21 protein-coding genes are annotated in these 23,289 nt (G+C 60.2%); 8 read left to right on the top strand and 13 right to left on the bottom strand.

Annotated elements, in window-relative coordinates; translation table 11 throughout:
• Nucleotides 1–168: 168 nt before the first annotated feature.
• Entirely contained in the window at nucleotides 169–1,320 is a 1,152-nt protein-coding gene (locus RHE_RS17350) for an acyltransferase family protein (protein WP_187331696.1), read from the top strand.
• A 243-nt stretch (nucleotides 1,321–1,563) separates the two neighbouring features.
• Here the strand turns inward: RHE_RS17350 and RHE_RS17345 are convergent, their stop codons facing one another.
• Complete coding sequence (locus RHE_RS17345; RefSeq protein WP_011426624.1) at nucleotides 1,564–2,682, bottom strand: glycosyltransferase family 2 protein; 1,119 nt, start codon at nucleotides 2,680–2,682, stop codon at nucleotides 1,564–1,566.
• Between the two features lie 59 nt (nucleotides 2,683–2,741).
• Nucleotides 2,742–3,653 carry a glycosyltransferase family 8 protein gene (locus RHE_RS17340; protein WP_011426623.1) on the bottom strand — a complete coding sequence of 304 codons (912 nt, stop codon included), beginning with the start codon at nucleotides 3,651–3,653 and terminating at the stop codon, nucleotides 2,742–2,744.
• A 302-nt stretch (nucleotides 3,654–3,955) separates the two neighbouring features.
• On the opposite strand from RHE_RS17340, the gene RHE_RS17335 reads away from it, so the two are divergent.
• The gene (locus tag RHE_RS17335) at nucleotides 3,956–4,255 is read left to right on the top strand and encodes a hypothetical protein (protein ID WP_042119320.1); all 300 of its coding nucleotides are present in this window, start codon (nucleotides 3,956–3,958) and stop codon (nucleotides 4,253–4,255) included.
• Nucleotides 4,256–4,392: 137 nt separating this feature from the next.
• On the opposite strand, the gene RHE_RS17330 is transcribed toward RHE_RS17335, so the two are convergent.
• Nucleotides 4,393–5,808 carry a hypothetical protein gene (locus tag RHE_RS17330; protein ID WP_244425796.1) on the bottom strand — a complete coding sequence of 472 codons (1,416 nt, stop codon included), beginning with the start codon at nucleotides 5,806–5,808 and terminating at the stop codon, nucleotides 4,393–4,395.
• On the opposite strand from RHE_RS17330, the gene RHE_RS34380 reads away from it, so the two are divergent.
• Nucleotides 5,695–5,985 (top strand): hypothetical protein, encoded by a 291-nt coding sequence (locus tag RHE_RS34380; RefSeq protein WP_244425801.1) that lies wholly within the window; start codon nucleotides 5,695–5,697, stop codon nucleotides 5,983–5,985. The genes RHE_RS17330 and RHE_RS34380 overlap by 114 nt on opposite strands.
• Here the strand turns inward: RHE_RS34380 and RHE_RS17325 are convergent.
• From RHE_RS17325 to RHE_RS17310, 4 genes are all read right to left on the bottom strand, one after another.
• On the bottom strand, nucleotides 5,982–7,361 hold the full coding sequence (locus RHE_RS17325) for a polysaccharide biosynthesis/export family protein (RefSeq protein ID WP_011426620.1): 1,380 nt from the start codon (nucleotides 7,359–7,361) through the stop codon (nucleotides 5,982–5,984). The genes RHE_RS34380 and RHE_RS17325 overlap by 4 nt on opposite strands.
• A gap of 4 nt (nucleotides 7,362–7,365) precedes the next feature.
• Nucleotides 7,366–8,388, bottom strand: coding sequence for a glycosyltransferase family 2 protein (locus tag RHE_RS17320; RefSeq protein ID WP_011426619.1), 1,023 nt, complete (start codon nucleotides 8,386–8,388; stop codon nucleotides 7,366–7,368).
• Nucleotides 8,385–10,034: a tyrosine-protein kinase domain-containing protein gene (locus tag RHE_RS17315; protein WP_244425795.1), complete on the bottom strand. Its 1,650-nt coding sequence runs from the start codon at nucleotides 10,032–10,034 to the stop codon at nucleotides 8,385–8,387. The genes RHE_RS17320 and RHE_RS17315 overlap by 4 nt, the downstream gene beginning before the upstream one ends.
• A 227-nt stretch (nucleotides 10,035–10,261) precedes the next feature.
• Nucleotides 10,262–10,963, bottom strand: coding sequence for a sugar transferase (locus RHE_RS17310; RefSeq protein ID WP_011426617.1), 702 nt, complete (start codon nucleotides 10,961–10,963; stop codon nucleotides 10,262–10,264).
• 447 nt (nucleotides 10,964–11,410) lie between these two features.
• Between RHE_RS17310 and RHE_RS17305 the strand changes: the two genes are divergently transcribed.
• The 5 genes from RHE_RS17305 (at nucleotide 11,411) to RHE_RS17285 (ending at nucleotide 17,175) form a co-directional block, all read left to right on the top strand.
• Entirely contained in the window at nucleotides 11,411–12,148 is a 738-nt protein-coding gene (locus RHE_RS17305; RefSeq protein ID WP_011426616.1) for a Crp/Fnr family transcriptional regulator, read from the top strand.
• A complete protein-coding gene (locus tag RHE_RS17300) occupies nucleotides 12,148–13,494 on the top strand; it encodes a glycosyltransferase family 4 protein (protein ID WP_011426615.1) in 1,347 nt (448 codons plus the stop codon). The genes RHE_RS17305 and RHE_RS17300 overlap by 1 nt, the downstream gene beginning before the upstream one ends.
• On the top strand, nucleotides 13,491–14,735 hold the full coding sequence (locus RHE_RS17295) for a glycosyltransferase family 4 protein (protein WP_020922140.1): 1,245 nt from the start codon (nucleotides 13,491–13,493) through the stop codon (nucleotides 14,733–14,735). The genes RHE_RS17300 and RHE_RS17295 overlap by 4 nt, the downstream gene beginning before the upstream one ends.
• A gap of 79 nt (nucleotides 14,736–14,814) precedes the next feature.
• A complete protein-coding gene (locus RHE_RS17290; RefSeq protein ID WP_011426613.1) occupies nucleotides 14,815–16,296 on the top strand; it encodes a lipopolysaccharide biosynthesis protein in 1,482 nt (493 codons plus the stop codon).
• Between the two features lie 51 nt (nucleotides 16,297–16,347).
• The gene (locus RHE_RS17285; protein WP_020922138.1) at nucleotides 16,348–17,175 is read left to right on the top strand and encodes a glycoside hydrolase family 16 protein; all 828 of its coding nucleotides are present in this window, start codon (nucleotides 16,348–16,350) and stop codon (nucleotides 17,173–17,175) included.
• A 21-nt stretch (nucleotides 17,176–17,196) separates the two neighbouring features.
• On the opposite strand, the gene RHE_RS17280 is transcribed toward RHE_RS17285, so the two are convergent.
• The 6 genes from RHE_RS17280 to RHE_RS17255 all read right to left on the bottom strand — a co-directional run bounded on the left by RHE_RS17280 (nucleotide 17,197) and on the right by RHE_RS17255 (nucleotide 23,270).
• Entirely contained in the window at nucleotides 17,197–18,276 is a 1,080-nt protein-coding gene (locus RHE_RS17280; protein WP_011426611.1) for an ABC transporter ATP-binding protein, read from the bottom strand.
• Nucleotides 18,273–19,202 (bottom strand): PfkB family carbohydrate kinase, encoded by a 930-nt coding sequence (locus RHE_RS17275; protein ID WP_011426610.1) that lies wholly within the window; start codon nucleotides 19,200–19,202, stop codon nucleotides 18,273–18,275. Before RHE_RS17275 ends, RHE_RS17280 begins: the two co-directional genes overlap by 4 nt.
• The gene (locus tag RHE_RS17270; RefSeq protein ID WP_011426609.1) at nucleotides 19,203–20,225 is read right to left on the bottom strand and encodes an SIS domain-containing protein; all 1,023 of its coding nucleotides are present in this window, start codon (nucleotides 20,223–20,225) and stop codon (nucleotides 19,203–19,205) included.
• Nucleotides 20,222–21,067, bottom strand: coding sequence for a carbohydrate ABC transporter permease (locus tag RHE_RS17265; RefSeq protein WP_011426608.1), 846 nt, complete (start codon nucleotides 21,065–21,067; stop codon nucleotides 20,222–20,224). Before RHE_RS17265 ends, RHE_RS17270 begins: the two co-directional genes overlap by 4 nt.
• Nucleotides 21,067–21,951, bottom strand: a complete 885-nt coding sequence (locus RHE_RS17260; protein WP_011426607.1) for a carbohydrate ABC transporter permease — start codon at nucleotides 21,949–21,951, stop codon at nucleotides 21,067–21,069. Before RHE_RS17260 ends, RHE_RS17265 begins: the two co-directional genes overlap by 1 nt.
• A gap of 80 nt (nucleotides 21,952–22,031) precedes the next feature.
• Nucleotides 22,032–23,270 (bottom strand): extracellular solute-binding protein, encoded by a 1,239-nt coding sequence (locus RHE_RS17255; RefSeq protein WP_011426606.1) that lies wholly within the window; start codon nucleotides 23,268–23,270, stop codon nucleotides 22,032–22,034.
• Nucleotides 23,271–23,289: the final 19 nt, after the last annotated feature.

Raw genomic sequence — 23,289 nt, 5'->3', positions numbered from 1 at the left:
CGTCTTCCTCATCAATTCACTGCCCGATCGCCCACGTTCGTCTCCAACCATCGAACGGCGTTCGGGGCAGCACTGGACGGATAGTCAGGTATTCGTTTCGAAGAGAGGCAGCCCCTCAAAATTTCTCTGATGTAGCTGTGGTCACTGACACGTGTTCCCGAGCCGGCAATGATGCTTGCGATTGCGTCAAAACTTCTGAAAGGGGCACAGATGGTTATCGGCGAAAAACTTGATCTGGCGAAAGGGCGGCCGACAGGATTCGATTACATGCGGCTGCTTTTGGCCTTTTCGGTGCTTTGGTTACATACGGCACGCGTCACCTATGGTGATGATCTGTTTCTGTGGGAAACGCCCCTGCGTCCTTTTATCAAGTCGGTGCTACCTATGTTCTTTGCCCTCAGCGGGTTCCTGGTTGCCGGCAGTCTGGCGCGATCGAAGACGTTGATCTCCTTTCTTGGCAATCGGTTTATCCGGATTTACCCCGCTCTCGCAGTGGAAGTGATGCTGGCTGCTTTTATACTTGGAGCGATCTACACCGAGTATGACCTCAGTAACTACTTCACCGACGCCCAGTTTTTTGCATATCTGCTGAATGTCACCGGACACATTCACTTCAATCTTCCGGGAGTGTTCCTGAACAATCCTGACGCCGCGATGGTAAATGGCCAGCTCTGGACCGTGCCTTTCGAACTTGAATGTTACGTCGCGATCGCCGTGTTTTTCCTGCTCGGCGTGGTCAAGCGGCGTGCAATCGCGCTGGTGGCGACGACGGCGTTGATCGTGGGTTTTGGGCTTGCGAGATATTGGAAGCACGAGAGCAACTGGGCATCCATGCCGACGACCGCATCGGGGAATCTGCTGATCGGTGCCTTCCTCGTGGGGGTGACCATCTACCTCTACAGGGACAAGATTCTGTGGGATGTCCGCATCTTCATCGCTGCTGTTGCCGTCATCTTGTGGGCTTACTGGTTCAGCCCATTTGGGGACTTCGTTGCCATTCCGGCTATTGGATATGTAACGGTCTTTCTCGGGCTCACCTCGCCCCGTAAACTCGGAGTGCTTCAGGGGGCCGACTATTCCTATGGCGTATTCCTCTATGGCTATCCCATCCAGCAGGCCTTCGTCGCGCTCGGGCCCTGGGCGCATAACTGGTGGCTGAATGGGATCGTCTGCAGCATGATTGTCACTTGTTTTGCCGCCTTCTCGTGGCACTTTATCGAAAGGCCTGCGTTGGGGATGAGGAAACAGGTGACCTGGCTTGAGAACCTGTACCTGCAGCGTGGTTCAAGACGGGAGTTGGCCGGCGTGGTTTTGAAATAGGCCTCTGTCGCCATCGGAGAGCCGGCAAACCGAAGCCGGCCAGCGAAGAGATCATCGCGATTTGCCGTCGCAGCGGGCTCTGACTGCTCAATGCTGATGCTGGGCTTATGCAATCGCATGATGGCTCAAGCAGTCGTACCGTGCGACGCTTCAGCCGAGCCGCGCGACTTAGATTTTCCCCCTAAGCTTCGAGCGGAACGGCGGAAAATCCGATAGAGCCGTATTGGCGGCTACCAGGTTCGGTCACGATGCCGATCCAAGGGAGGCAGGGTCGTAGCGATTTTCATGCCTTCTCTGCGGATGTCGCTGCGCTGAACCAGGCATGTTCTGCTGGACTGTTTCGATTTCGTCCTCGGATACATTCTTCCAATATTTCCAGCCTTCGCCTTGAATGAGCCCGTGATCGGACAAGTCCCTCCAGCTTGCATAAGTGCCTGTATCGTCACAGACGAAGCCGCCCATCCCCTTGTCAGTGGAGTAAACAGTATATTCTTCCGTATGCTGAGAAAGATGCTCGGCATCGGCAACCTTGTGCACGAAGGTCGATAGGAATTTGAAGTGGAGAAGCGCGCCGGATACGCAAATCGCGCCGTGCATGTCGCCCAGATTCAGGGAGAGCGGCCAGACCTGGTGTGATGATTTGAGAAACAGCCGTTCACCTGTCACATATACGAGAGGGATCTTGTTGAGCGCCGGCCCGTCCCAGAGCCGATCGCGAAAGTAAATGCGTCCGCGAACGCCGCCTTTGATCCACGTTGTCCTGTTGCGGTCGTCGAAATGTGCGACGTAGCCGGACCGGTCGAAAAGATTGCAGACCTCCAGCGGATTGCGACCGGGTTCGCATATATTTTCCAGGACCGGACGCTCACTGTACATGTCGATCATGACCGAGCGGAGGGAATGGCCGCCGGTGGATTCGATATAGGCTGTCAACTGATTGATCGGGCGGGAGTCGCAATGCGGATAGACCAGAAACTCGTCTGCATCCACATAAAGGACCCATTTCTCCTGACAGTGCCGGTTGATGACTTCATTGATCCAGTCGTTCCCGAACCTTGCCGCCTTGTAGGAACCGTGAGCCGAGAGAAGCGAGACATCGTCGAAGCCGCCCAGCAATTCTACCGTTCCGTCCTTCGAGCCGTTGTCGATGCAGATGAAGTGCTCGAAGCCGAGGTCGCGATAATATTGCAGAAAAAATGCCAGCCGATGGCCCTCGTCACGGATGACGCAGATGACGACGTGGCGTGCCTGCCCGAGCGTGCTACGCAGCAGGTCGTAGCGGATCTGCCGAGCCTTTAACGACCGGCGCAGGCGCGCTTTTGCGTAATGCGAGATACTAGCGACGGAAGCCCGATAACTCATTTTCCATCCTGGGTTCTATATGCGGCTCTTTATTTTTCGGGTCGGACCAATATGCGTCATCATACGGCGTAATCGCCAACCAGCAGGCTCTGGACCCTCGGGTGAGGTCCATTCCTCTCGATCGCGTGTTCGAGGCGCGCCCGCATCGACCGATATTTATAGAGCATCTTCCGATCGAGGCTTATTCCGCGATAGAGCGCGCTGTAAATCGGATGCGCTTTGCGCAGATCGGCATAGACTTGGCTTTCCCGGTCGGTCCATGGAAAGAAGGTTCCATGCCATGGTTTCGGATGCGCCATATAGTGGACGATCGCCAGTGACGACATATTCACCAGATGCAGGAACTGCTTGGGAAAATTCCAACGGTTGGACACGAGGATGAGCGACGAACCGCAGACATAGTTCAATGCACCCTGGTCGTGTTTGCCCTCGCAAGCCTCGGGATTTTTAGCAAAAAGCGCAAGCGCCTCCTGCCCGATCCAGCCGTTGCGGTGGAACTTCAGAACCCCTGCATTGAAGTAGTGGTTGTCCTTTCCAGTGTTGAGGAAGTCCTGAATTGCCGTGTAATCGCGCGCCGCGAAAAACCGTCCCTCAGGTACGGTGGCGTTTTCGAGTTTGCCGAGATCGCTGACGATCTGGGTATCGCCGTCCAGATAGATGATCTGGCTGTAATGGGCGGGCAGGATCTCGCATAGGACCAGCTTGGCCATCGTGCTGACGCTGATGCGCCCCTGAAAATGCGAGCTGTCGAGTTTGCCGAGCGAGTCCTGCAGAGCGTCGGCCGCATCGGCCAATTCGACTCCGCTCGCGGCGAGCAGGGCCTTCAACTCATTGAAATTATCGAGACGTTCAGACATGAGGACGCAAACATCGGTTGCGGGGCTTGCGGATTTGCGAGCCTGAAGCGCAGAAAGAATGGTTGGAAATGAATATTCGACATCCGTGACGTACACAACGCACTGATTGTTCATGTCATCACCCTTGCGGTTGTCTTCAAAGCGAGTGAATGGCTGCTCTCTTCAGGGTTGAGGCAACAGTTGTTGCTTGACCCGGCAGACCTGTCGTATGACAGTCCGGTCCTGTATACATAGCGGATCGCAGGGCCGCTCGTTTGCTGAAACAGCGTCCCGCCTCCGGTTGTGTGTTCCATTGTTGAGACGCTCGTCATGGAGAATGCCGTGCCTGTCACAGGACTGTGCTTCGATATCTTGAACCGCGGCAGGACGATTGGTGCCGGGGTCCTTGTCGAAATGCAGAGGGAAGGAAGATGGCCATGCTGATCACCACCCTGGTGGCGGCCGTGATTTCGATAGCCGCCGGCGCTTCGATCCGCGCCTGGGCCTTCGCGATTTTCGCAATTCTTGTGGCAATCGGCTTCAGCAGCGTGGCATTCGCCGACGGCTCCTCGCTGATCGCAGCGATCGCTTCCGGTCTCGCTCTCCTCGTGCTCATGGAGATCGGCTATCTCGCCGGCGTCTTCCTGTCGGGTTTTGCGCGGCGTAGCGCCAGGCTGCGGCAAAGCAATTCCGCCACCGATAGCATCGCACCCACCAGCGAGCGCCAGCAGGGCTGATGTTGAAACGGGACCGGCCACGCGTCCTTCCGAGGACGGGGCGGAACCGCGTTCCTCCCGCGTTTCAACGCCGGTATTTCCTGACGGATGCGGCGCGAGCGGCTTTTGACCTTGAACGAAATTCGCGGCTGGGGTCATCACGCTGCCAACACCCGTGCTCTCCTCAGAGATGCCGATGCCTCCGGTCGATGCCGATTTGCGACAGATCGGGTCACTCGATACTGCGAGACATAGGGAGCGGCCAGGCAACCGGCAGCCAAACCCGCCGTGGTACTGAACAGCAGGCCGAGATCGGTGCCGCTTCCTGAAATCGCCGCAGAGGCGATCTGTGAGATCGACGCCGCAATGGCAGCATTTCCGATCGCATGCGTCTCCCGATCGCCCGAGGCATGTCGACCGGGGGCTCTAATAAGGCTGTACAGAAAGGTGACGAAGAGAAGCGTGCCGGTCAACCCGACGTTTGACAGCAATGCGGCGATAAAGCTCGAAGCTCGAACCGTTCCTAGCCCGGCGCCGAAGGTGGCGGTATCGACGAATGCTATCAGTGCCAGCGTGTTCCAGGCGGTGCGCTCTTCGCCGGATTGCGATTGCAGTTTGTCCGAGACGGTGGTGTTAACCAGGCTGGTGATGGAATCCCACGCATCAGGAACAAGGCTGAGAGCGACGATGGCGCAAGGGACCAAGAAGAGGGTTATCGCCAGGAAAGTCATATGCGAGCTCTTAGCCGACCCGGCAATCATACGTTTGAAGCAGAAAAGCACGAGCATGCAGACAACGAAGAGCCCGGCGATATAGGCGGTTGTCGACGTGCAGAGCAGGATCGTGGGGCCGATGAAAAGCGTTGCCATGCCGGCCATGCGGCTGCGGACATGCTCCAGCCAGAGCAGAAGAGTGAATGAAAAGTAGGCCAGTGCGACCGTCCCGTATATGCTCGCTTCGGGAAAGGCGCCGACGATGCGTTTGAAACCGCTGATCGTCTCGGCCGTGTGCATGGTATAATTCGCGTTTCTGATGACATTGAGGAGGTAGGACTGGCCGGTCAAAAACGTTCCGATGTCAAGCAAGGCAAAAGCAAAACATGCGATTGACGCGACGATCAACTGCTGTGCGATGAAGCGTGCATATCCGAGCCTCGCAAGTCCCGAGACCACGGCAAAGCAGGCGAGATCGCCGAGCAGATAGGCAGATTGGCTAAGGTTGGATGAACCTGGCGACAAGGGGGCGGCCACCGTCGACATCATGCCCGTCGCATCTCTGGCAGAGGAGTACACGAGTGTCGCGCCCGCAAAAATGCGCGGCAGGAAAAAGGACGACACTACGGAAAACAGGACATAGGCGGCAAACCAAAAGCCGGGACTTGGATAGGCGATGCTGGCCAGCGCCGCTTGCGTCTGGACAGGGCGCACGAGGACGGCGGCGACGACAAACAGCAGCAGAAGATGGCTTGGCTGGATACTGCTGCCGCCGAGCGCGGGCAATTGGAGAGCCGCCGCGGCTCCCAGCAGCGTCAACAGGCAAAGGGTCGTGACTGCAAAACGCGCGCCGTGGACCATGGCGAGCAGGCCAAGCAGGAGAACGATGAAACCGAGCGGCTCTATTGCCATGAGTCCAATCCTGACCTGAGCAAGCAGCCGAAACAGCGCTTTGGCCAAATGCGGGCGTTCGCGAGCCGAAATGAGGGCCGGGGCCAAAGTCGCCAGCTGTCGTCGCTGATCATCATCGCCTCCTAGTTCGAGCCCGTCGGGGACATCCAGCCGCGGCCCGCGCGATCATCCCCTGCCACGTCAGACGACGGGGGTGCCGAGCTCTGAGTCTGGAGTGCGGGCTGCCGCGGCGAAATCGGTGTCTGAAGACTGGTGTCCAAACCGACCTCGACGAGATCATGCGGCAGCAATGCGGTTTGCTCGTCGGCGACGATGTTGCTGGTGCTTCCGTCATTGTTGCGGCGCACAATCCTGTAGTTCTTCTGCGCTCTGCCAACACCCGGCTCCTCCATGTTCATCTGAGCAAGTTGAGCGTCGTAGCCGGCCTGTTCGCCGAGGAGCTGAGCCACCTGGATATCTATTGCGGCCCTGCCGATCGCAAGATTGACCTGGTTCAGCAGCTCCTGGTTTTCGCTGTTCTGCCTGTTGACGATATTGATCTTGGAACGTTCGGCTTCACTGAGGCCTTGGCGAGCCGTGGTCAGGGCAACTTCGAGATCGATCAGGGTGCCTTGTGCATCCGCAACCCAGCGGTCGACAGAGACCTGGCGGGAATTGCTGACCAACCCTTTGCTCACCAGACTGTTGACATTGTCCAGTTCCTTTTGGGCAAGGTCAATCTGCCGCTTTTGCGAGCTGATCTTGGCCTCGAGCGACTCGACCTGCTGGCCATAGAGGCGGGTGAGGTCATTCGCCGCTTCGATCTGGCTGTCGATATCGACGCGACGCAGCCGCATCAGGTTCAATTCCTGTGCTTTCAGCTTATCGACGTCAGGCGTTCCCACGAGTTCGGCGGGGATCTCGAAGCTCTGTTCGCCGGCGATCTCGGCGCGCAGCCGCGCCTGCCGCATCAGCAGATCGCGCCGATTGAGGACGGCGGTTCGGTAGGCCCCGGCTGCTTGAATCCGGTCGCGGTTGAAGTAGGTGTTGTCCTCGCGTTCCCGCAGAAAGCCCCCAGCGATGCTGATCGCCTTCATGACAGTCAGTCGCGGTTCAAAAGGATAGCGTCCCGGGGTTTGAACGGTGCCGGTCACAAAGATCGGCGCATGCTCCGCAATCTCCAGGGCAATGTATGGTTTGCCAGGAAGTTCCGTCTTTTCAGCGAGCGCGCTGGCGATGGCGTCGGCAAGTTCTTCGGTTGTCTTTCCGGACGCCTGTACATGGCCAGCGATCGGAATCGACAAGTCGCCATTATCGTCGATCGTGTAGACGCCATCGAGAGCTTCCCAGCTGGCATAGCGGGAATCGGCTGAACGCCATTCGACGACGCGCAGTCTTACCTTGTCTTCCGGCACGAGGGTGAAGGTTTGCGCGCGGGCAACGCTCCAGCCGGTCAGACAGCAGAAAATCAGCAAGGCAAGGGCCGCGGAGATAATGCGATCGGGCAAGACTGTGGACTGCATTGATCTATCTCCGTTTCGGTGCGGTCGGCGGCGACCCCATTGCGCGGGACGGCGGATTGCCGAATTCGAGAATGCGGGACGGTGCGGCGCGGCCGGCAAGAAGATCGGCGAGCGCCAGCAAATTGCCTTTCAAACGGCCCCATCGGTCGACCAGGCGATGGTTGAACAACATGCCCGATGCGTTCGCTAGGATGTTGCGGCCGATCTGCGCTATCGCCCGGCTCTTCGACATCGTGCCCTTCCGGATCAGGTAGGCAGGATTTGCGACCTGCGAGTAGCCAAGTCTTCGGCCGGGCTGTCGCCCGGATCTGACGCCGAGATGCACCCCACGGGCCCCTTCCACGTGCACACATCTGCCGTAGTGGGCGATGGACCTGCTGAAATCCACATCCTCAAGCCAGCCATAGAGCGGCAGTTGCTCGTCAAAGGTCAGTGCGTGTTGGAGAACGGGGGCAAGGCGAACCGCCATATTGCATCCGTAGGCATTATAGACATCCGCGATCCGCTCGCACCCTTCGCCGGCGGTTTGAAGAGCCTCCAGGGCTTTCGACATTTCGAGTCCCCCAACGAGGACGCCATCGGCCAGGACCTCGCCGGTGGCGATCACGACGTCGGGTTTTGCTGCAAAAACGGCTTCCATTCGCGACAGGAAGGTTGTGGCGGGAATGAAATCGTCGTCCAGGAAGATCAGAACATCCGTATCGGCCGCGGTCGCCCGGATGATGCTGTTGCGCTGGGAAGTGAGGCCACGGCTGCCGACAATGACTTCCACGTCGGCGCGGCCGGCAAGCCCGGCGGCATCGTCGATGCCCGGTACGCAGACGATTAGCCGCTGCGGCTGGTCCGGCAGGCGGGCGAGATAGTTGACCGTTTCCAGCAGGATCGAAGGGCGGCCCGCCGAGGCAATTCCGATGGCGAGCCGCAACGGCTGGCCCGCGCGTCGCGCCATCGCCTCCGCGTCGCAAGAAACAGACGCCGGTCCGCTCAGGCCGTCCGGTATGGCCGCTTTTGCCGAATGCGCGCTCATGACTGCATGCTCGCCGGAGCGTGGTTGATGACAGCGCCAAGGATCTCCGCGCCGACATTGCGCATCGTCTCGATAACACGGGTGGCCTCATCGATCGAGGTGCGTCCGTGCGAGGCGACCACCAGAACTCCGTCAAGCTCCGGCGCGATGGCATTGGCATCCGGCGAAGCGGAGAATGCGGAAATGTCGACGAATATGGAGTCGAACTCCTTTTTCAGCTCGGCGAAGCTCAATTGCGTGCGGCGCGAACTCAGGCGAATTGCCGGCGTCACGGTGTCGACCTCACCGAGTGGAAGGAATTTCAGCGTCGGGGTGAGGGACAGGGCCGCTGTCCGAATCAGTTCGCTATTGTCGAGGACGTCCACGAGGCCGCTGGAGCTATGGGGCGCGATCGCCTCGCTGAGCCATGGCCTCTGCGCGGCCGCATCAATCAGAAGTGTCGTCGCTCCGGACACCGACGACAGCACCGCAAGTTCACTTGCGATGGTCGATGCGCCGCTGCCGGGACTGACGCCGACCACTCCGATGACGATCCGGCGTTTGCGCCGAAGGCCGACGACCGTTGCGCTCAGTTCCATCATGCCTGGAATAACCGGATAATCGACGGTAGGGCAGTTGGTGCCGGCGGCGAGCAATGGCGTGGGGTGGCCGTTACGTGTCCTTTTTGAAGTCGTCAGTACAGTCACGAAGGGCAGATCACAGGTTTCAGCGATCTGATGCGGGCGGACGAGCCGGCGGTCGCTGGCATGTCTTATCATCGCGAGTGCGAAACCCGTGCCAAGGCCGAGGGCGGCCGCAAAGGCAGCGATCAGCGTGCTACGCGGTCTCGCCTTCGAAAGAGGCAGTGTGGCTCGCGAGACGATGGTGGCATCGGACATCGGGTAGGTGATGCGCTGCTTTGCCTCGGTCAACTGGTTCAAGGTGTTTTCATAAAGAGTGCGGCGGGCATCTGTCGCGCTCTGCAGCTCGGCTAGTTTGAACTGGTCGCGCGGATTGCTCGTGAAGCTGGCCAGGGCGCTGGCGGCCTCGGCCAGCCCTCGCTGTTGCTCGGCCATGAATTTCGCCAGCCAGTCGCTATATTGGCGGGCGGCGTTGGCCTTCATCGCGATATTCTTCTGGATATATTGCCTGGCGAGCGTGTCGGCGATGTCGACGGCCTTCTGCGGAGTTGACGCCGCAGCCGATATCTCGACGATCGTCGAGTTTCCGATCCGGCGGATGCCCACCTTGTTCAGCAATTTGGCCGTTGCCCAGTCACGGAGCCGCTCCTCCTCCGTCTGCTGTTGCGCTTCCCCTGATCCCTTGCCCGCCGCGTTCTGCGATGGTTTATCCGATTGTGGGGAAAACCCCATCAGCCAATTCTTCGCTCTGTCCTGCAGCGAAGGCGTCTGATCGACAAACTCCAGATCATGGATGAGGTCGAGCGCCGCCACCGTTCCGCCGACGACATCGGTCGATCTGGCGATTTCCAGCTGTCCTTCGATGAATGCATCTTCGGCGAAAGCCCTCTGTGGTTCAGAGCCACTCACCTGGGGGAAAATCACGAGCTGTGTGCTGGCAACGAAGGTCGGTTCGGCCGCTAGCAGATAGGTTCCGGCGATCGCCAGGCAGGCGATGGTGGTTACGACGATCCAATGCCAGCGCATTCTCAAGAAGAAGAGCATGTCCCGCAGGGTCAACGGCGAATTACTGCCGCCTGTGGCTGTTGCAGGCAGGGATATGGGAGAGACACCGCTGAAGATCGTGCTGGAGGTCATGTCGTCCTAATCCGGAATGGGAAATCAAGGAATAACCAGGTAATGGCAGCTTCGAGGGGACGGTGGAGAAGCGCATCTCCCGATCTCGGGCATGGTCGGCGGCCTCCCCTGAAGGCTCAGTACGATCCGCGCTGCGAAAACAAGGCAGGAATGGTCTTGGCGATGATGATGAAGTCTCGGGCGAGCGACCAACTGTTGAGATAGTGGACGTCGAGGGAAACCCTGTACTCGTAGCTGACGTCGTTGCGCCCGCTGGTCTGCCATTGACCGGTCAGTCCCGGGCGGACCGACATATAGGCCCACATGTGTTCACCGTAGCGCGGCAATTCCTCGGCCGTAACCGGCCGGGGTCCGACGAGGCTCATTTCGCCGCGCACGATATTGATCAGCTGGGGCAGCTCATCGATGCTCGACCGCCTGAGGATATCACCGACTGCGGTAATCCTCGGATCGTCCTTCAACTTGCGCGTTGCTTCCCATTCGCTGCGGGCAGCCGGGTTGTTTTGCAGCAGTTCGGCAAGCTGAGCGCTCGCATCGGTTTTCATCGTCCGGAACTTGATGCATCCGAACGGCGCTCCCCCGAAGCCAATGCGTGTATGGGAATAAAAGACAGGGCCGCGGTCGGACAGTTTCACGATCATCGCCACGGCCAACAGAAGCGGCGAGAGCAGGATCAGCGCGGTGATCGCGACAATAAGATCGATAGCACGCTTCGACGACCTGCCCACTGAGCGAGGCCGGGACTTGCGTAATTCGCCGCCGTTCGCAGTCCGTCCGAGGCGCGACCAGGTCTCAAAACTATGTGCTTCCCATGTCATCGCGGTCTCCAAAACATTGCCGTCAAGAACCATTCAAACCTTGCTGCGCCGCACCCTGATTGTCTGTTACCAAGGTCATAATTCTTAATTAATTCTTTATGCTACCACGCTGAATAAGAGATTTCCGATGTCGTGCCTGTGTCATCAATTCTTTTAAGTGGTTTTGTAAGATGATTATTCTCTAATATTCGATGTGACAGTTTTGATATTGCTTTAAAAATGTTGATTATTTTTGATCCATGTAGTCTATGTATGTGCATGTATACTGGTTATGACGATGAAGTTTTGATATTCTCGCTAAGAATTTTTAGGGGTTCGAGAATTTAATTTGATATAGACTTGAATTTTTGCCCCGTTTTGCTGATGTTATTTGACTAACGTCCTAATCCAAGATAATTGGTGCAGTGCAGCATTTATTGAGGTCATTCTCGTACTGGAGTGGAGTGCATGGACGGGATCACGCATGCATCAGATCGCAGAGGCGGCATCGGCAAGGCCGCGATTTCGGCCAATGGCGGCATTCGTCTCAACAGCCGCATCGTTATCGATGATGAATTTCTTTCATGCCGCTCGAGCGTACGGCGTTTCCGTCGCGGCGAGGTGATTGCCGGCGCCGGCGTCCTTGTGGATATGTTCGCTCGCGTGCATTCCGGATTGGTCAGTGCGAGCACGATGCTGCCTGACGGCAGGGAATTCATCATCGAAATTATTCCGAAATCGGGTCTGATCGGCGAACTCGAAGTCCTGCGCAGACAGACATTGAGCCTCGAATACAGAGCCGGTTCCAACTGCGAGCTGCATTTCTTCGAGGGACGGCTGCTGCGCGACATGTATGCGAGCGATCCCTGCTTCCGCGAAAAGGTCTTCTCGAGGGCCTTGGCGCGTATTTCAGAGCTTGAACATAGGATCATTGCCAATGCGGCATCGACCCTGCAGGCAAGACTGGCGAGCACGCTTCTGCGGCTCTCGGCTGTTTACGGAAAGGATGCGGCAAATAGTGGCGACGAAGTGATCATCTCGCAAAATGATCTAGCCGCGACACTGCCGGCGTCCCGCGAGAAGGTCAATCAATGCCTGCGGCGTCTGCGCGAATGCAAGATCATCGACGGAGGGCAGGGCAAGATCAGAATTCTCAATCGCAAGGCGCTTGAGGCCTGTGCGAATGGCGCGTTTTCGGTGAAGTGATGCACCCGTCGCTTTCCGAGGCCAACGAATCCGCCGCAAATGTCAGCCGCTTTCCCGGCGGCGGCACGCAAAGGATCGATCGTGTGGTCGTCATCGACGACTACTCGGTGGCCAGGGGCGGGGCAACAGGGTTGGCGGTCCTGTCAGCCAAACTTTTTCGAGGCCTGGATATCCCAGTGACTTACATTTGTGGGGATGACGGGGCCAATGCGGAGCTTGCTGCGCTCGGTGTCTCCACGGTTGGATTGAGCAGCCGCGATCTGCTGAGCGCCGAACGCGCGAAGGCTTTCGTGACCGGCATTCACAATGGGGCGGCCACGCGAATGGTTGCCAACTGGATTGCTGCAGAAGATACGGCGAATACCGTCTATCACGTCCATGGCTGGCATCAGATACTTTCTCCGGCGCTCTTCCGGGCACTGGCCCCGGTCGCGGGACGGTGTGTGGTTCACGCCCATGACTTCTTCACCGCCTGTCCCAACGGCGCCTTCTTCAATTACCAGGCGCAAGAGATCTGCTTTCGGCGTCCGCTCGGCGCCGGCTGCATCACGACGGCTTGCGACAAGCGCAGTTATTCGCACAAATTGTGGCGAGTCGCCCGCGGCTCGAATATCCTCAGGCTGTTGAAGGCGCGGGCCGATTTCGGCCGGATCATCCTGCTGCATGAAAAGATGGCGAGCTTTCTCGTCGGCGCCGGCTATCGGCCCGAACGGCTGACGACGATCCGCAATCCTGTCGCCCCCTTGTCGAAACAGCGCATCCAGGCGGAGGCGAACGACGAGTTCGTCTTTATCGGCCGGCTCGATGAGGAAAAGGGTGTGGAGGACGCCGTGGCCGCAACGCGAAGGGCGAGTGCCAGGCTCTGCGTGATCGGGGACGGGCCGCTGAGGGGTTTGGTTGAGGCTTCCGGCGATCACGTCAGGGCCGTCGGCTGGCAGTCGCATGCAGAGATCGGCACCACGATCCGCGGGGCGCGGGCCTTGTTGATGCCCTCGCGTTATCCCGAACCCTTCGGCCTCGTGGCGATCGAAGCGGCGAGGAGCGGCCTGCCCGTTATCATGTCGCGCAGCGCCTTTCTTGCCGAAGAAATGGAGCAGGCCGGTATGGCATTTGCATGCGACACGGCCGATGAAATCGTCTTTGCCGATGCCGTGATGCGCTTCAGCCAAATGCCGACGCATGAAATCCGCGCCATGAGCGAGAGGGCCTTCCGGCTATCGCCGCATCTCGCCTCGACGCATGAGCAATGGCGCGACGCGCTCCTTGCCGAATATTGCAGCCTGCTTTCGACGAATGCGGTTACCGAGCTGACAGACGCTGTGGCGACACAAGGAGTATTCCTTTGACCTTGAAAGCAACAACCTCTCTTTCCGACGCAAGGGCATTTCTCGGCGATGCGCCAGTGATGTCGAAAAGGCGCGTGGCCGAGGCGGAAAGCGCCAGGGAAACCGGGCAACTGCGTGTCGCTATCGTCCATTACTGGCTCGTCTCAATGCGCGGCGGCGAGAAGGTCGTCGAAGAATTGTGCCGCATGTTTCCTCAGGCAGACATCTTTACGCTCGTCTGCAACCGGGACCGGATCAGCGATTTTCTAAAGACGCGGAATATCCGCACCTCCTTTCTACAGAAGATTCCCGGGGCGCAGCGGCATTACACCAAGATGCTGCCACTGATGCCCTTCGCGCTCGAGCAGTTCGATCTGCAGGATTACGATCTCGTGCTGTCGAGCGAATCCGGGCCGGCCAAAGGCATCATCACGCGCGCCGATGCATTGCATGTCTGCTATTGCCATTCGCCCATGCGCTATATCTGGGACCAGTTCCATGTCTATCGCCATGGCCTGCCCTGGATCGGCCGCGCTCTGATGTCGATCACCGCGCCCATGCTGCGCGCCTGGGATGTGACGACAGCTTCGCGCGTCGATACCTTCATCGCCAATTCCGACTACGTCGCAAGCCGCATCCGCCGCTTCTATGACCGGGAATCCGTCGTCATCCACCCACCCGTTGCGACCGATGACTTTGCGGTGGGGAAGGGTAAAGGCGAATTTTATCTCTATGCCGGACAGCTGACGACCTACAAGCGGCCGGATATTGCAGTCCGCGCCTGCACCGAGGCCGGCCGCAAACTCGTCGTAATCGGCGAGGGGGAACAGCTGCCCTATCTGAAGTCGATCGCCGGGCCGACCGTCCAATTTCTTGGCCACCAGCCCTTCAACGTGCTGCGCGACCACCTGTCGCGATGCCGTGCCCTGCTGTTTCCGGGCACGGAGGATTTCGGCATCCTGCCGGTGGAAGCCATGGCATCGGGCCGTCCGGTTCTCGCTTTCGACGCCGGCGGCGCCAGGGAAACCGTTTCCTCGCCGCAGGTCGGCTTCCGCTTCGCCGAACAGACGACGGAAGCCCTGCTAGAGACGATGGCGGCGTTCGAAGAGGTCGAGGACGATGTCGATCCGCATGCAATCCGCGCGCACGCGCTGAAATTCTCCTCAGCCGTGTTCCGCGATCGTCTGGCCAATCTCATCGAGCAAGAGCTTTCCAGTCGTGGCGATCGATCCGCCGAGGTATTCAGAAAGAGGCCGGGCTGAGGGCCACCGAACAGAGCTGCCTCATTGCCGCCGCGACCGAAACCGTCTCAATCCGTCGACGAGGAACAGATAGCAGATCATGTCAAGCGTATCTCGGAAAACGGCGACGGCAAGTATCTGGACGGTCAGTGGAAAATTCCTCGCCCGGCTGCTCGATTTTGTCAGCCTGCTTATTCTGGCGAGGCTTTTGAGCCCTGCGGATTTTGGCCTGGTCGCCATCGCAACGTCGGTTCTCGTCATCGTCGAGACGATTCTGGATCTGCCGTTGACGCAGGCCCTGATGCGACAACCGTTGCCTTCCAAAGAGATGTTTGCCACGGCTTTCACTCTCAGCCTGCTTCGAGGGGCGGCCATAAGCCTGCTGATGATCGTCCTCTCCTGGCCCATGGCGCTGATCTACGGCGATTCCCGGCTCTTTGCCCTCGTCGCCGTTCTCTCGATCGCGCCTGCCATGCGCAGCATGATCAGTCCGCGCATGGTGCTCTTCATGCAGCAATTCGATTTCAAACGCGAGTTCGCGCTCGATCTCATCACCAAGGCATCGACATTGCTGTCCGGTGTTGGTGTGGCCGTGGCAACGGGCAGCTATTGGGGGCTGGCAGTCGGAGCGGTTTCGGGCCCGACCGCGGCGATGATCACCTCCTATGTCTTTGCCCCGATGCGGCCGGCATTCAGCCTTTCCGAATGGAAGCATTTTCAGGACATGATCAGCTGGAACACCGTGTCGCAGGTGCTGAATTCGATCAACTGGCAGCTGGACCGGCTGCTCTTGCCGCGTTTTACCGGCCTGTCGACATTCGGGGGCTTCAGCGTCGCCGACAACATTGCCGGAATTCCGTATCAAACTTTCGTCGGGCCGTTGCTGCGTCCGCTGATGGCCGGATTCTCCACCGTCGAAGACCGCCGCAATCTGGTCGCTGCCTACCTGAAGGCGACCAGCGCCATCACCTTCGTCGCGGCCCCCGTTCTGATCGCTCTCGCCATGCTCGCCGAGCCGACCGTGCGCGTCCTCGTCGGCGAGAAATGGCTATCTGCCGCGCCGATCCTGCAATGGCTCTGCGTTGTCAGCCTGCTCGGTCTTCCCACGAATATCATGCCGGCATTGGCGATGGTGCTGGACAACACCCGTTCCCTCGCCCTCAGAATGTTTGCGGAATTCGTCGTCAGGGTGCCGGTCACCATCCTGGGCATCGCCTATTTCCAGGTCCCTGGTGCGCTCGGTGCTCGGATCATCGCCGTACTTGTCGCCTATGCCGCGTCGCTCGTCATCACCCGGCGGCTGATCGGTGCGAGTTTTGTCGCGCAGCTGAACGCCTTCTGTCGGCCGCTGGCCGCGAGCGTGCCGATGATCGCTTTCCTGCTCTGGGTGCAGCCGATGCTCGCCGCCATGCCTGCCAGCTTCAACCTGATCGCCAGCCTGGCGGTCTGCGGCGCCGCGGCTGCGTCGATTTTCTGGGCCTTGGCCCTGCTGCTGTGGCAGATCGTCGGACGCCCAGACGGTATCGAGACGATCGTCGTGCAAAGGCTGACACCGCGGCGAAACGGAGTTCTCACCTCATGATGGCGAGAGGTGAAGTCCAGCGATCGGGTTTGGCCTTTTCGGAGAATCAGAATGCGTTACAAGGTATCTTCTAAGACTTTGGGTCTGCTCGTCGTTCTTGGTCTGGGAGCTTTGCCCGGCGAGCCGAGCGTGGCCCAGGAGCCGATCAATATGAATGCGTATCAGCTGACGTTCGAGGAAAATTTCGACACCCTCGACGTCTCGACATGGGGGGAGAAAAGCTCCCGCTGGATCGCTCACACGCCCTGGAACGGCGATTTCGGCGACGCCCGCTTTACCGATCCGGCTCCCGGCTTTCCGTTCACGACTGATCAGGGAATCCTGAAGATCGAGGCGCGCAAGGGCGAGGATGGAACCTGGCGATCAGGCCTGCTCTCGGCGGTCAATCCGAAAGGCGAAGGCTTTTCGCAGCAGTTCGGCTATTTCGAAGCGCGGATGAAGCTGCCGCCGGGCAAAGGTGTGTGGCCGGCCTTCTGGCTCATCGGGCTCGACCGGTCGAAATACACCGCCGAGATCGACGTGCTGGAATATTATGGGCGCGCGCCGTACGAGTTCAGCATGGGCTTTCATATCTGGCGCCAGGCCCATGGCGGTGAGAATTCCAATGGTGGCTACTGGAAAACGGTTCAGGATGGAATTCTGAACAGCGAATATCATACCTACGGCGTCGATATCCAGGCCGACAAGACGACCTTCTATCTGGATCGCTATTACCTGTGGAGCTTCGACACGCCGAAGGAGTTCCATATGCCGTTCTATCCGCTGGTGAACCTGGCGCTCGGCTCGGGTTGGCCGATCGATGAAACGCCGAACCCTTCCATCCTGCTCGTCGACTATATCCACGTCTACCAACGCAAGCCGGCCGACGCGGCAAATTGAGCGAGCGACCGTTTGACCGCACTATTGCCCGCGGAGGCAACTGAGACCGGTTTGCGCATCGAAGAGATGCAATGCCTCCTCGTCGGCGAAGAGAGCGAGTTTTTCGCCGTCGCGGACCTGAGTGCGCGGCGGCAGGCACGCCATCAGCCGCTGGTTTCCCGCGAGGGCGGTGACGACGAGCTCCGGGCCGGTCAACTCCGCAACCTCCACGATTGCCTCGAACGAAGCCCCGGATCCAGCCGTGCGAAGCGCCTCGGGGCGGATGCCCAGAATGAGGTCGCGGCCATCGGCTGCCGCCTTACCGAAGCGGACGGGCAGAGATAGGCTGGCATCGGAACCAGAGAGCACCAGTCGATTATCCCGGACGGTTACCTTGAGCAGGTTCATCGGCGGCGCGCCGACGAAGGTGGCGACATAGAGCGTCGCCGGACTGTTGTAGATCTCTTCCGGCGTGCCCAACTGCTCGATGCGGCCGTCGCGCATGACGGCGATGCGGCTCGCAAGCGTCATCGCCTCGATCTGATCATGGGTGACATAGACCACAGTGGTGTTCAGTATCCGGTGCAGCCGCTTGATTTCGGTGCGCATTTCCATGCGCAGCTTGGCGTCCAAATTGGAAAGCGGCTCGTCGAAGAGGAACACCTCCGGCTTGCGCACCAGCGCGCGGCCGATCGCGACGCGTTGCCGCTGGCCGCCGGAGAGCTGGCTCGGCTTGCGATCGAGCAGGTTTTCGATCTGCAGGAGTTTGGCGGCGTCGCGCACGGCCTTGTCGCGTTCGGGCGTCGGGACCTTGCGCATTTCCAGGCCGAAGCCGATGTTCCTATGCACCGTCAGATTGGGATAGAGCGCATAGGATTGAAAGACCATGGCGATGTCGCGGTCCTTCGGATGCACGCGCAGCACCGATCGCCCGCCGATCCTGACGTCGCCGCTCGTCGCCTCGGCAAGGCCGGCGATGATGTTCAAGAGCGTTGACTTGCCGCAGCCCGAGGAACCGAGCAGCACGAGGAATTCGCCGCTTTCCAGGGAAATGTCGATGCCTTTCAGCGTCTCGACCTCGCCATAGGTCTTGCGGATGTTTTCAATGTCGAGCGCGCTCATGACACGGGTTCCTGGGGAGGCGATGGCTCGCCATAGCTGCGGGGAAGGGTGGAGATGGCGCGCGAGGCGACTTCGGTTCCCGCTCTCAGGCAAGACATCAAAGGCTCGTCCTTTGCCAGCGCCGCGAGGAAGGCGGCATTGAAGACATCGCCGGCGCCGATGGTATCGACGACTGCGACAACAGGCGCGGCCACTGAAACCAGTTGGTCGTCCGGCGCGATTGCGATGGCGCCGCTGGGGCCGCGTTTGACGACGACGACCGCACCTTCCGGCATATGCAATCGGATCTCACGGGCAGCCTCAATCGGATCGGCAATACCGGCAAGCGTCGTCGTCTCGACCTCGTTCAGCAGCGCGATGCGGCTGCGCGAAAGCCAGGCGCGTGTCGCCGCGCAATTCTCGTCCGTCCAGCCGTCGAGCGGCCAGCCGGTGTCGAGCGCGACGGTGATGCCATGGCTGTCGGCCCAATCGAAGAAAGCGCCATATTCCTTTACCAGATCGTCGGTCAGGAACGCGCCGCAGAGAAGCGCGTAGCCGCCCCGGAGCCTTTCGCCGTCGATGACGGCAAAGACGTCGGCAAGGCTGAAGCGCGGCAGGTGGCCGGTCGTCGTGAAGAAGGTGCGTTCGCCGTCCGGATGGGTGATGCCGACGGAGAGCGTCGTTCTCTCAGGGCGCACCGGCCAGTTCGCGGAGCGATGACCGAAGGCTTCGGCGAGCCACCGGCCGAACTGGTCGTTGCCGATATTGGCGGCGATCTCGAATTCGATGCCGAGCGCCTGCCAGGCGAGCGCACTGTTGCCGGCAGATCCGCCGACGCGCAACTCGTCATGATCGACGATGATTTCCGTGCCGGCCTTGGGCCACGGGGCGGCCGGTCCAAGGATGAGATCGACATTGACATTGCCGATGACTGCAAGCGGCCGCATTCATTCACTCCGGGTAATCTTGGTGGACCGGACCGGCGTTCCGGCATTCTCCACGCGGGTTTCTGCAAAAGCGATCATCAGCCGCTGGGCGACCGGCAGCATGGCGAAGACCGCTGCAAGGCCGCTCGCCGGTGCAAAGCGGATTGTCACGGCGCCGGCGACCGGCGCTTCACTCGAGGCGTCGAACAGGATGACAGGCGCACCGGTCTCGACGGCGGAGACCGCCATGGCGGTGACGAGGCCGGCGGTCTCATCGAGACCGCGGAACAGCACGACGCCGATCTTCGGCCCCAGCATCTCCATCGGGCCATGGCGCAGCTGGCCGCCTTCGAGAGAAAAGCAGGGGCGGCGCGAAAGCTCCGTCAGTCCGAGGGCCAATGCCTCGGCGACACCTTGCAGGCGGCGGCCCGAGGTGACCACGGTCGAGACGGTTTCGAGTGCGGCGAGTGCCGCCGCAATGTCATGGTCTTCGGGCGCCTTGAGGACGGCAAGCGCCGCCGCGGGATCTTCACCGAGGGCGGAAAGGATTGCCAGATGCAGGGCGAAGGTCACCGTCAGGCTGCGGGTGGCGGCGAAGGCGAGCTCGGTGCCGCCGCTGCCGACCAATGAAGCGGCGGTTCTGGCGAGGAATGAACTGCCTTCGAGCGTCAGGCCGAAAGTGTCCGGTGTGCCGCCGGTCTCGTTGAACCAGCGCACGACCTCGGCGCTTTCGCCCGATTGCGAGGTGACGAAGATCGTCCTGCCGGCGATCGGCAGCGGCTGGCCAAGCTGTTCGGACAGCGGCAGGGCGACGGCATCGATGCCGAGGGCACGGTAAAGCGGCTCGACGGCCCGATTGACGGCATGCGAGCCACCCATGCCGAGCAGAAGCAGCCGGCCGGTCTTCTTCAGCGAGGCGGCGGCTCTTGCCGCCATCGGTGCGGCGGTTTCATAAGAGGCGAGCGCATCGGAGTGCTGATGCGCCATCTCGCGGTCGATCGCCGCAAGTCCGGACGGCCGGTTGCTTTCTCTAGTCATGTTCATCCCTTGACGCCGCCGCTGGTGAGCCCCGAGATCAGGGCGCGTTGCATGACGAGACCAATCAGCACCGGGGGCAGGGCGGCGAGCACGCCTGCCGTGGCGATCAGTCCGTAATCGGAAACGCGGCCGCCGGCGAGGTCGGCAATGGCGACGGTCAGCGTCTTGGCGCGCTGGTCCGAGGTGAAGAGCAGCGCATAGAAGAATTCATCCCAAGCGAGCAGGAAGGCAAAGAGGCTCGATGTCGCGACCACGGGGGCAGCAAGCGGCAGCGTGATGATCCTCAGCGTCTGGAACAGGCCGGCGCCATCGATCATAGCGGCGGATTCGATCTCGCGCGGGATGGAATCGAAGCCTGATTTCATCAGCCAGGTGGTGAAGGGCGCCAGGATGGTGAGATAGACGAGGGCAAGGCCGAAGACGTTGTTCAACATGCCGAGATGGGAGAGACCCATATAGAGCGGCACGGCGAGCGCCACCGGCGGCAGCATATAGGTGGCGATCACCATCGACAGCGACCAGCCCACGGAGGGCGTGCGCGACACCGCCCAGCCGGCCGGTATGGCGAGCGCGATGGCAGCGATCGTCGCCATGCCGGCCACCTCGATGCTGTTGCGCAGCGATGAGGTGAAGGCGGCGCCGGCGCTGTTTTCCAGCGTCGACAGCAGCACCTGGTAACGCGAGAAATCCGCCGCCTGCGGCCACCAGCGCAGCGGCTTTGCCGCAAGGTCGGCGGCCGGCGAGATGCTCATGATGAACAGCCACAGGATCGGCGCCAGGATGACCGCAGCAAGCAGCAGCGCTGAGAGGTGAATGAAAAAGGAAAAGAGCGGGCTCTGGCGTTCCATCAGGCGGCACTCCCGGCGGTCTTACGCACCAGGGCGGCGTAGCCGGCGGCAAGCAGCGTCACCAGCAGCGTGACGATCAAGGCCAGCGACGCGCCCGAGCCCGCCCGCTGGAATGAGAAGGCTTCCTGATAGACGAGGATCGACAGCGTGCGGGTGCTGTTGGCCGGGCCGCCGCGGGTCATGACCCAGATGATGTCGAATACCTTGAAGGCCTCGATCGTGCGCAGCACCAACGCCACCATTAGCGGGCCGGCAAGATAGGGCAGGATGACGAAGCGGAAGCGGGCAAGCGCGCCGGCGCCGTCGACCAGCGAGGCGGCGGTGATGTCGCGCGGCACGGCCTGGAGCGCGGCAAGCGCGATCAGCGCTACCAGCGGGAAGTTCTTCCAGCAGTCGGCGACGATGAGGGCAGCGAGCGCCGTGCCCGGCTCGCCGAGCCAGGAGCGATAGGCATCGAGCAGACCAAGCTGCGTCAGCGCGGCGTTGAGCGCACCATATTCCGGATTGTAGATCAGCCGCCAGAGCGTGGCGTTGACGACGGTCGGCAGCGCCCAGGGCAGGATCATCAAGGCGCGCAGCGCGGTGCGGCCGCGGAACTGCTGGTTCAGCAGCAGGGCGGCAAGCACGCCGATCACCATTTCGGCGGCGACCGAGACGATTGCGAACCATGCGGTGGTAACGAGCGTGCGCTGGAAATTCGAGCCGAAGAGCATCTTGGCATAGTTGTCGATACCGACGAAATCGCCCGCGGTGCCGACGAGCTTGGCATCGGTGAAGGAGAGGCCGACGGTATCGACCAGTGGCCAGCCGATGACCGAGATCATGACCACGAGAAGCGGCAGCATCAACAGCCACGCGCGCGTTGTCAGCCATGTGCCCGACATCGAGGCGACCCTTTTTCATTCATAGGTTATTGGAATGGAGCCGGGCGACGACAGGGCGCCGCCCGGGGTTTATGCCGGACTCAGAGGCCGCTGTTTTCGGCGGCCGACTTCAGCGCATCCTCAGGCGTCGACTGGCCAAGCAGCGATTCCTGGATCGCCTGCTGCAGCGCCGTCGAAAGCTCCTGATATTTTGGCGTCGTCGGGCGCGGATACATGGCGGCAAGGCCGACCTTCGCGGCCGAGATCAGCTCTTCCTGGCCCTTGGTAACGGCCGGGTCCGCGTAGGAGGAGGCCCAGATCGGCAGGCTGAGCTTGGCGTAAGCGTTCTGTGTCGCCTGCGAGGTCATGAAGGTGATGTATTTCCAGGCCTCGTCGGGATGCTGGCTGGCGGAGGTGATGCCGAGGCCCATCGAGCCGTTGACGGCCGAAGCCTCGCTCTTGCCGGCTACCCCCGGGGCCGGCACGACGCCGACCTTGCCCGCGACCTTGCTGTCCTTCGGGTCGTTGGCCATGTTGTACATGTAGGTCCAGTTGAGCGCGAAGGCGGCATCGCCATTTTCGAAGACCTTGCGGACGTCCTCTTCCAGGAACTCCTTGGAGTTTGGATTGGTCAGGCCGGACGTATAGCTGGCCACCATATATTTCAGGGCGTCAAGGCCGCCACCACTCTGGAAGGCAGGTTTGCCGTCCTTCAGGAAATCTCCGCCATAGGCGCTGACGAGCGTGGTGTAGTCGCAGATGGCGGCTTCGGCCTGCGACCAGCTCCAAGCGATCGGCGTGGCAAGCAGGCCCTGGTCCTTGATCGTCTTTGCCTGTTCGGCCAGCTCGTCCCAGGTCTTCGGCGGGGCTTTGATGCCGGCCTTCTCCAGAATTTCCTTGTTGTAGAAGAGATATTTGGTGTCGAGGATCCACGGCATGCCGTAATATTTGCCTTCATATTGCACGGTGGTCCAGGCGCCCGGTAGCACGCCCTTCTTCATCTCGTCAGTGATGCGGGAGGAGACGTCGACCAGAACCTTGTTGGTGGCATATTCGGCCGGCCAGATGACGTCGAAGAGAACGACGTCGTAACCGCCGCCGGAACCCTGTGCCAGCACCGTCTTATCGTGCAGGCCTTCATAGGGGACGAATTCGAGATTGATCTTGATATCGGGGTTCGCCTTGACGAAGGCGTCGGTCATGGCGCGCACATCGGCTTCGCTATAGGCGGCCTGCGCCATGAAAAGCGCGTTCAGCGTCGTTTCGGCGAAAGCATGTGGAGCAAAGGATGCGCCGATCAAGGCCGCACCCAGAAGCGTCTTGTTGAGAGATTTCAGCATTGCAGCCTCCAGCTTTTAA

This window comes from Rhizobium etli CFN 42 (genome assembly GCF_000092045.1).
Lineage (GTDB): Bacteria > Pseudomonadota > Alphaproteobacteria > Rhizobiales > Rhizobiaceae > Rhizobium > Rhizobium etli.
The sequence above is the reverse complement of the archived record's forward strand: the minus strand, read 5'-3'. Positions and strand labels throughout refer to the sequence as shown.

What these genes read in the sequence shown, in the direction of transcription:
- RHE_RS17280 (WP_011426611.1), bottom strand. Translation starts at nt 18,276, where the DNA reads ATGAGCGCGCTCGACATTGAAAACATCCGCAAGACCTATGGCGAGGTC.
- RHE_RS17320 (WP_011426619.1), bottom strand. Translation starts at nt 8,388, where the DNA reads ATGAGCGCGCATTCGGCAAAAGCGGCCATACCGGACGGCCTGAGCGGA.
- RHE_RS17300 (WP_011426615.1), top strand. Translation starts at nt 12,148, where the DNA reads ATGCACCCGTCGCTTTCCGAGGCCAACGAATCCGCCGCAAATGTCAGC.
- RHE_RS17265 (WP_011426608.1), bottom strand. Translation starts at nt 21,067, where the DNA reads ATGGAACGCCAGAGCCCGCTCTTTTCCTTTTTCATTCACCTCTCAGCG.
- RHE_RS34380 (WP_244425801.1), top strand. Translation starts at nt 5,695, where the DNA reads ATGGCTTGGCTGGATACTGCTGCCGCCGAGCGCGGGCAATTGGAGAGC.
- RHE_RS17285 (WP_020922138.1), top strand. Translation starts at nt 16,348, where the DNA reads ATGCGTTACAAGGTATCTTCTAAGACTTTGGGTCTGCTCGTCGTTCTT.
- RHE_RS17275 (WP_011426610.1), bottom strand. Translation starts at nt 19,202, where the DNA reads ATGCGGCCGCTTGCAGTCATCGGCAATGTCAATGTCGATCTCATCCTT.
- RHE_RS17315 (WP_244425795.1), bottom strand. Translation starts at nt 10,034, where the DNA reads ATGCGCTGGCATTGGATCGTCGTAACCACCATCGCCTGCCTGGCGATC.
- RHE_RS17345 (WP_011426624.1), bottom strand. Translation starts at nt 2,682, where the DNA reads ATGAGTTATCGGGCTTCCGTCGCTAGTATCTCGCATTACGCAAAAGCG.
- RHE_RS17340 (WP_011426623.1), bottom strand. Translation starts at nt 3,653, where the DNA reads ATGAACAATCAGTGCGTTGTGTACGTCACGGATGTCGAATATTCATTT.
- RHE_RS17330 (WP_244425796.1), bottom strand. Translation starts at nt 5,808, where the DNA reads ATGGTCCACGGCGCGCGTTTTGCAGTCACGACCCTTTGCCTGTTGACG.
- RHE_RS17290 (WP_011426613.1), top strand. Translation starts at nt 14,815, where the DNA reads ATGTCAAGCGTATCTCGGAAAACGGCGACGGCAAGTATCTGGACGGTC.
- RHE_RS17305 (WP_011426616.1), top strand. Translation starts at nt 11,411, where the DNA reads ATGGACGGGATCACGCATGCATCAGATCGCAGAGGCGGCATCGGCAAG.
- RHE_RS17325 (WP_011426620.1), bottom strand. Translation starts at nt 7,361, where the DNA reads ATGCAGTCCACAGTCTTGCCCGATCGCATTATCTCCGCGGCCCTTGCC.
- RHE_RS17270 (WP_011426609.1), bottom strand. Translation starts at nt 20,225, where the DNA reads ATGAACATGACTAGAGAAAGCAACCGGCCGTCCGGACTTGCGGCGATC.
- RHE_RS17310 (WP_011426617.1), bottom strand. Translation starts at nt 10,963, where the DNA reads ATGACATGGGAAGCACATAGTTTTGAGACCTGGTCGCGCCTCGGACGG.
- RHE_RS17350 (WP_187331696.1), top strand. Translation starts at nt 169, where the DNA reads ATGATGCTTGCGATTGCGTCAAAACTTCTGAAAGGGGCACAGATGGTT.
- RHE_RS17255 (WP_011426606.1), bottom strand. Translation starts at nt 23,270, where the DNA reads ATGCTGAAATCTCTCAACAAGACGCTTCTGGGTGCGGCCTTGATCGGC.
- RHE_RS17260 (WP_011426607.1), bottom strand. Translation starts at nt 21,951, where the DNA reads ATGTCGGGCACATGGCTGACAACGCGCGCGTGGCTGTTGATGCTGCCG.
- RHE_RS17335 (WP_042119320.1), top strand. Translation starts at nt 3,956, where the DNA reads ATGCTGATCACCACCCTGGTGGCGGCCGTGATTTCGATAGCCGCCGGC.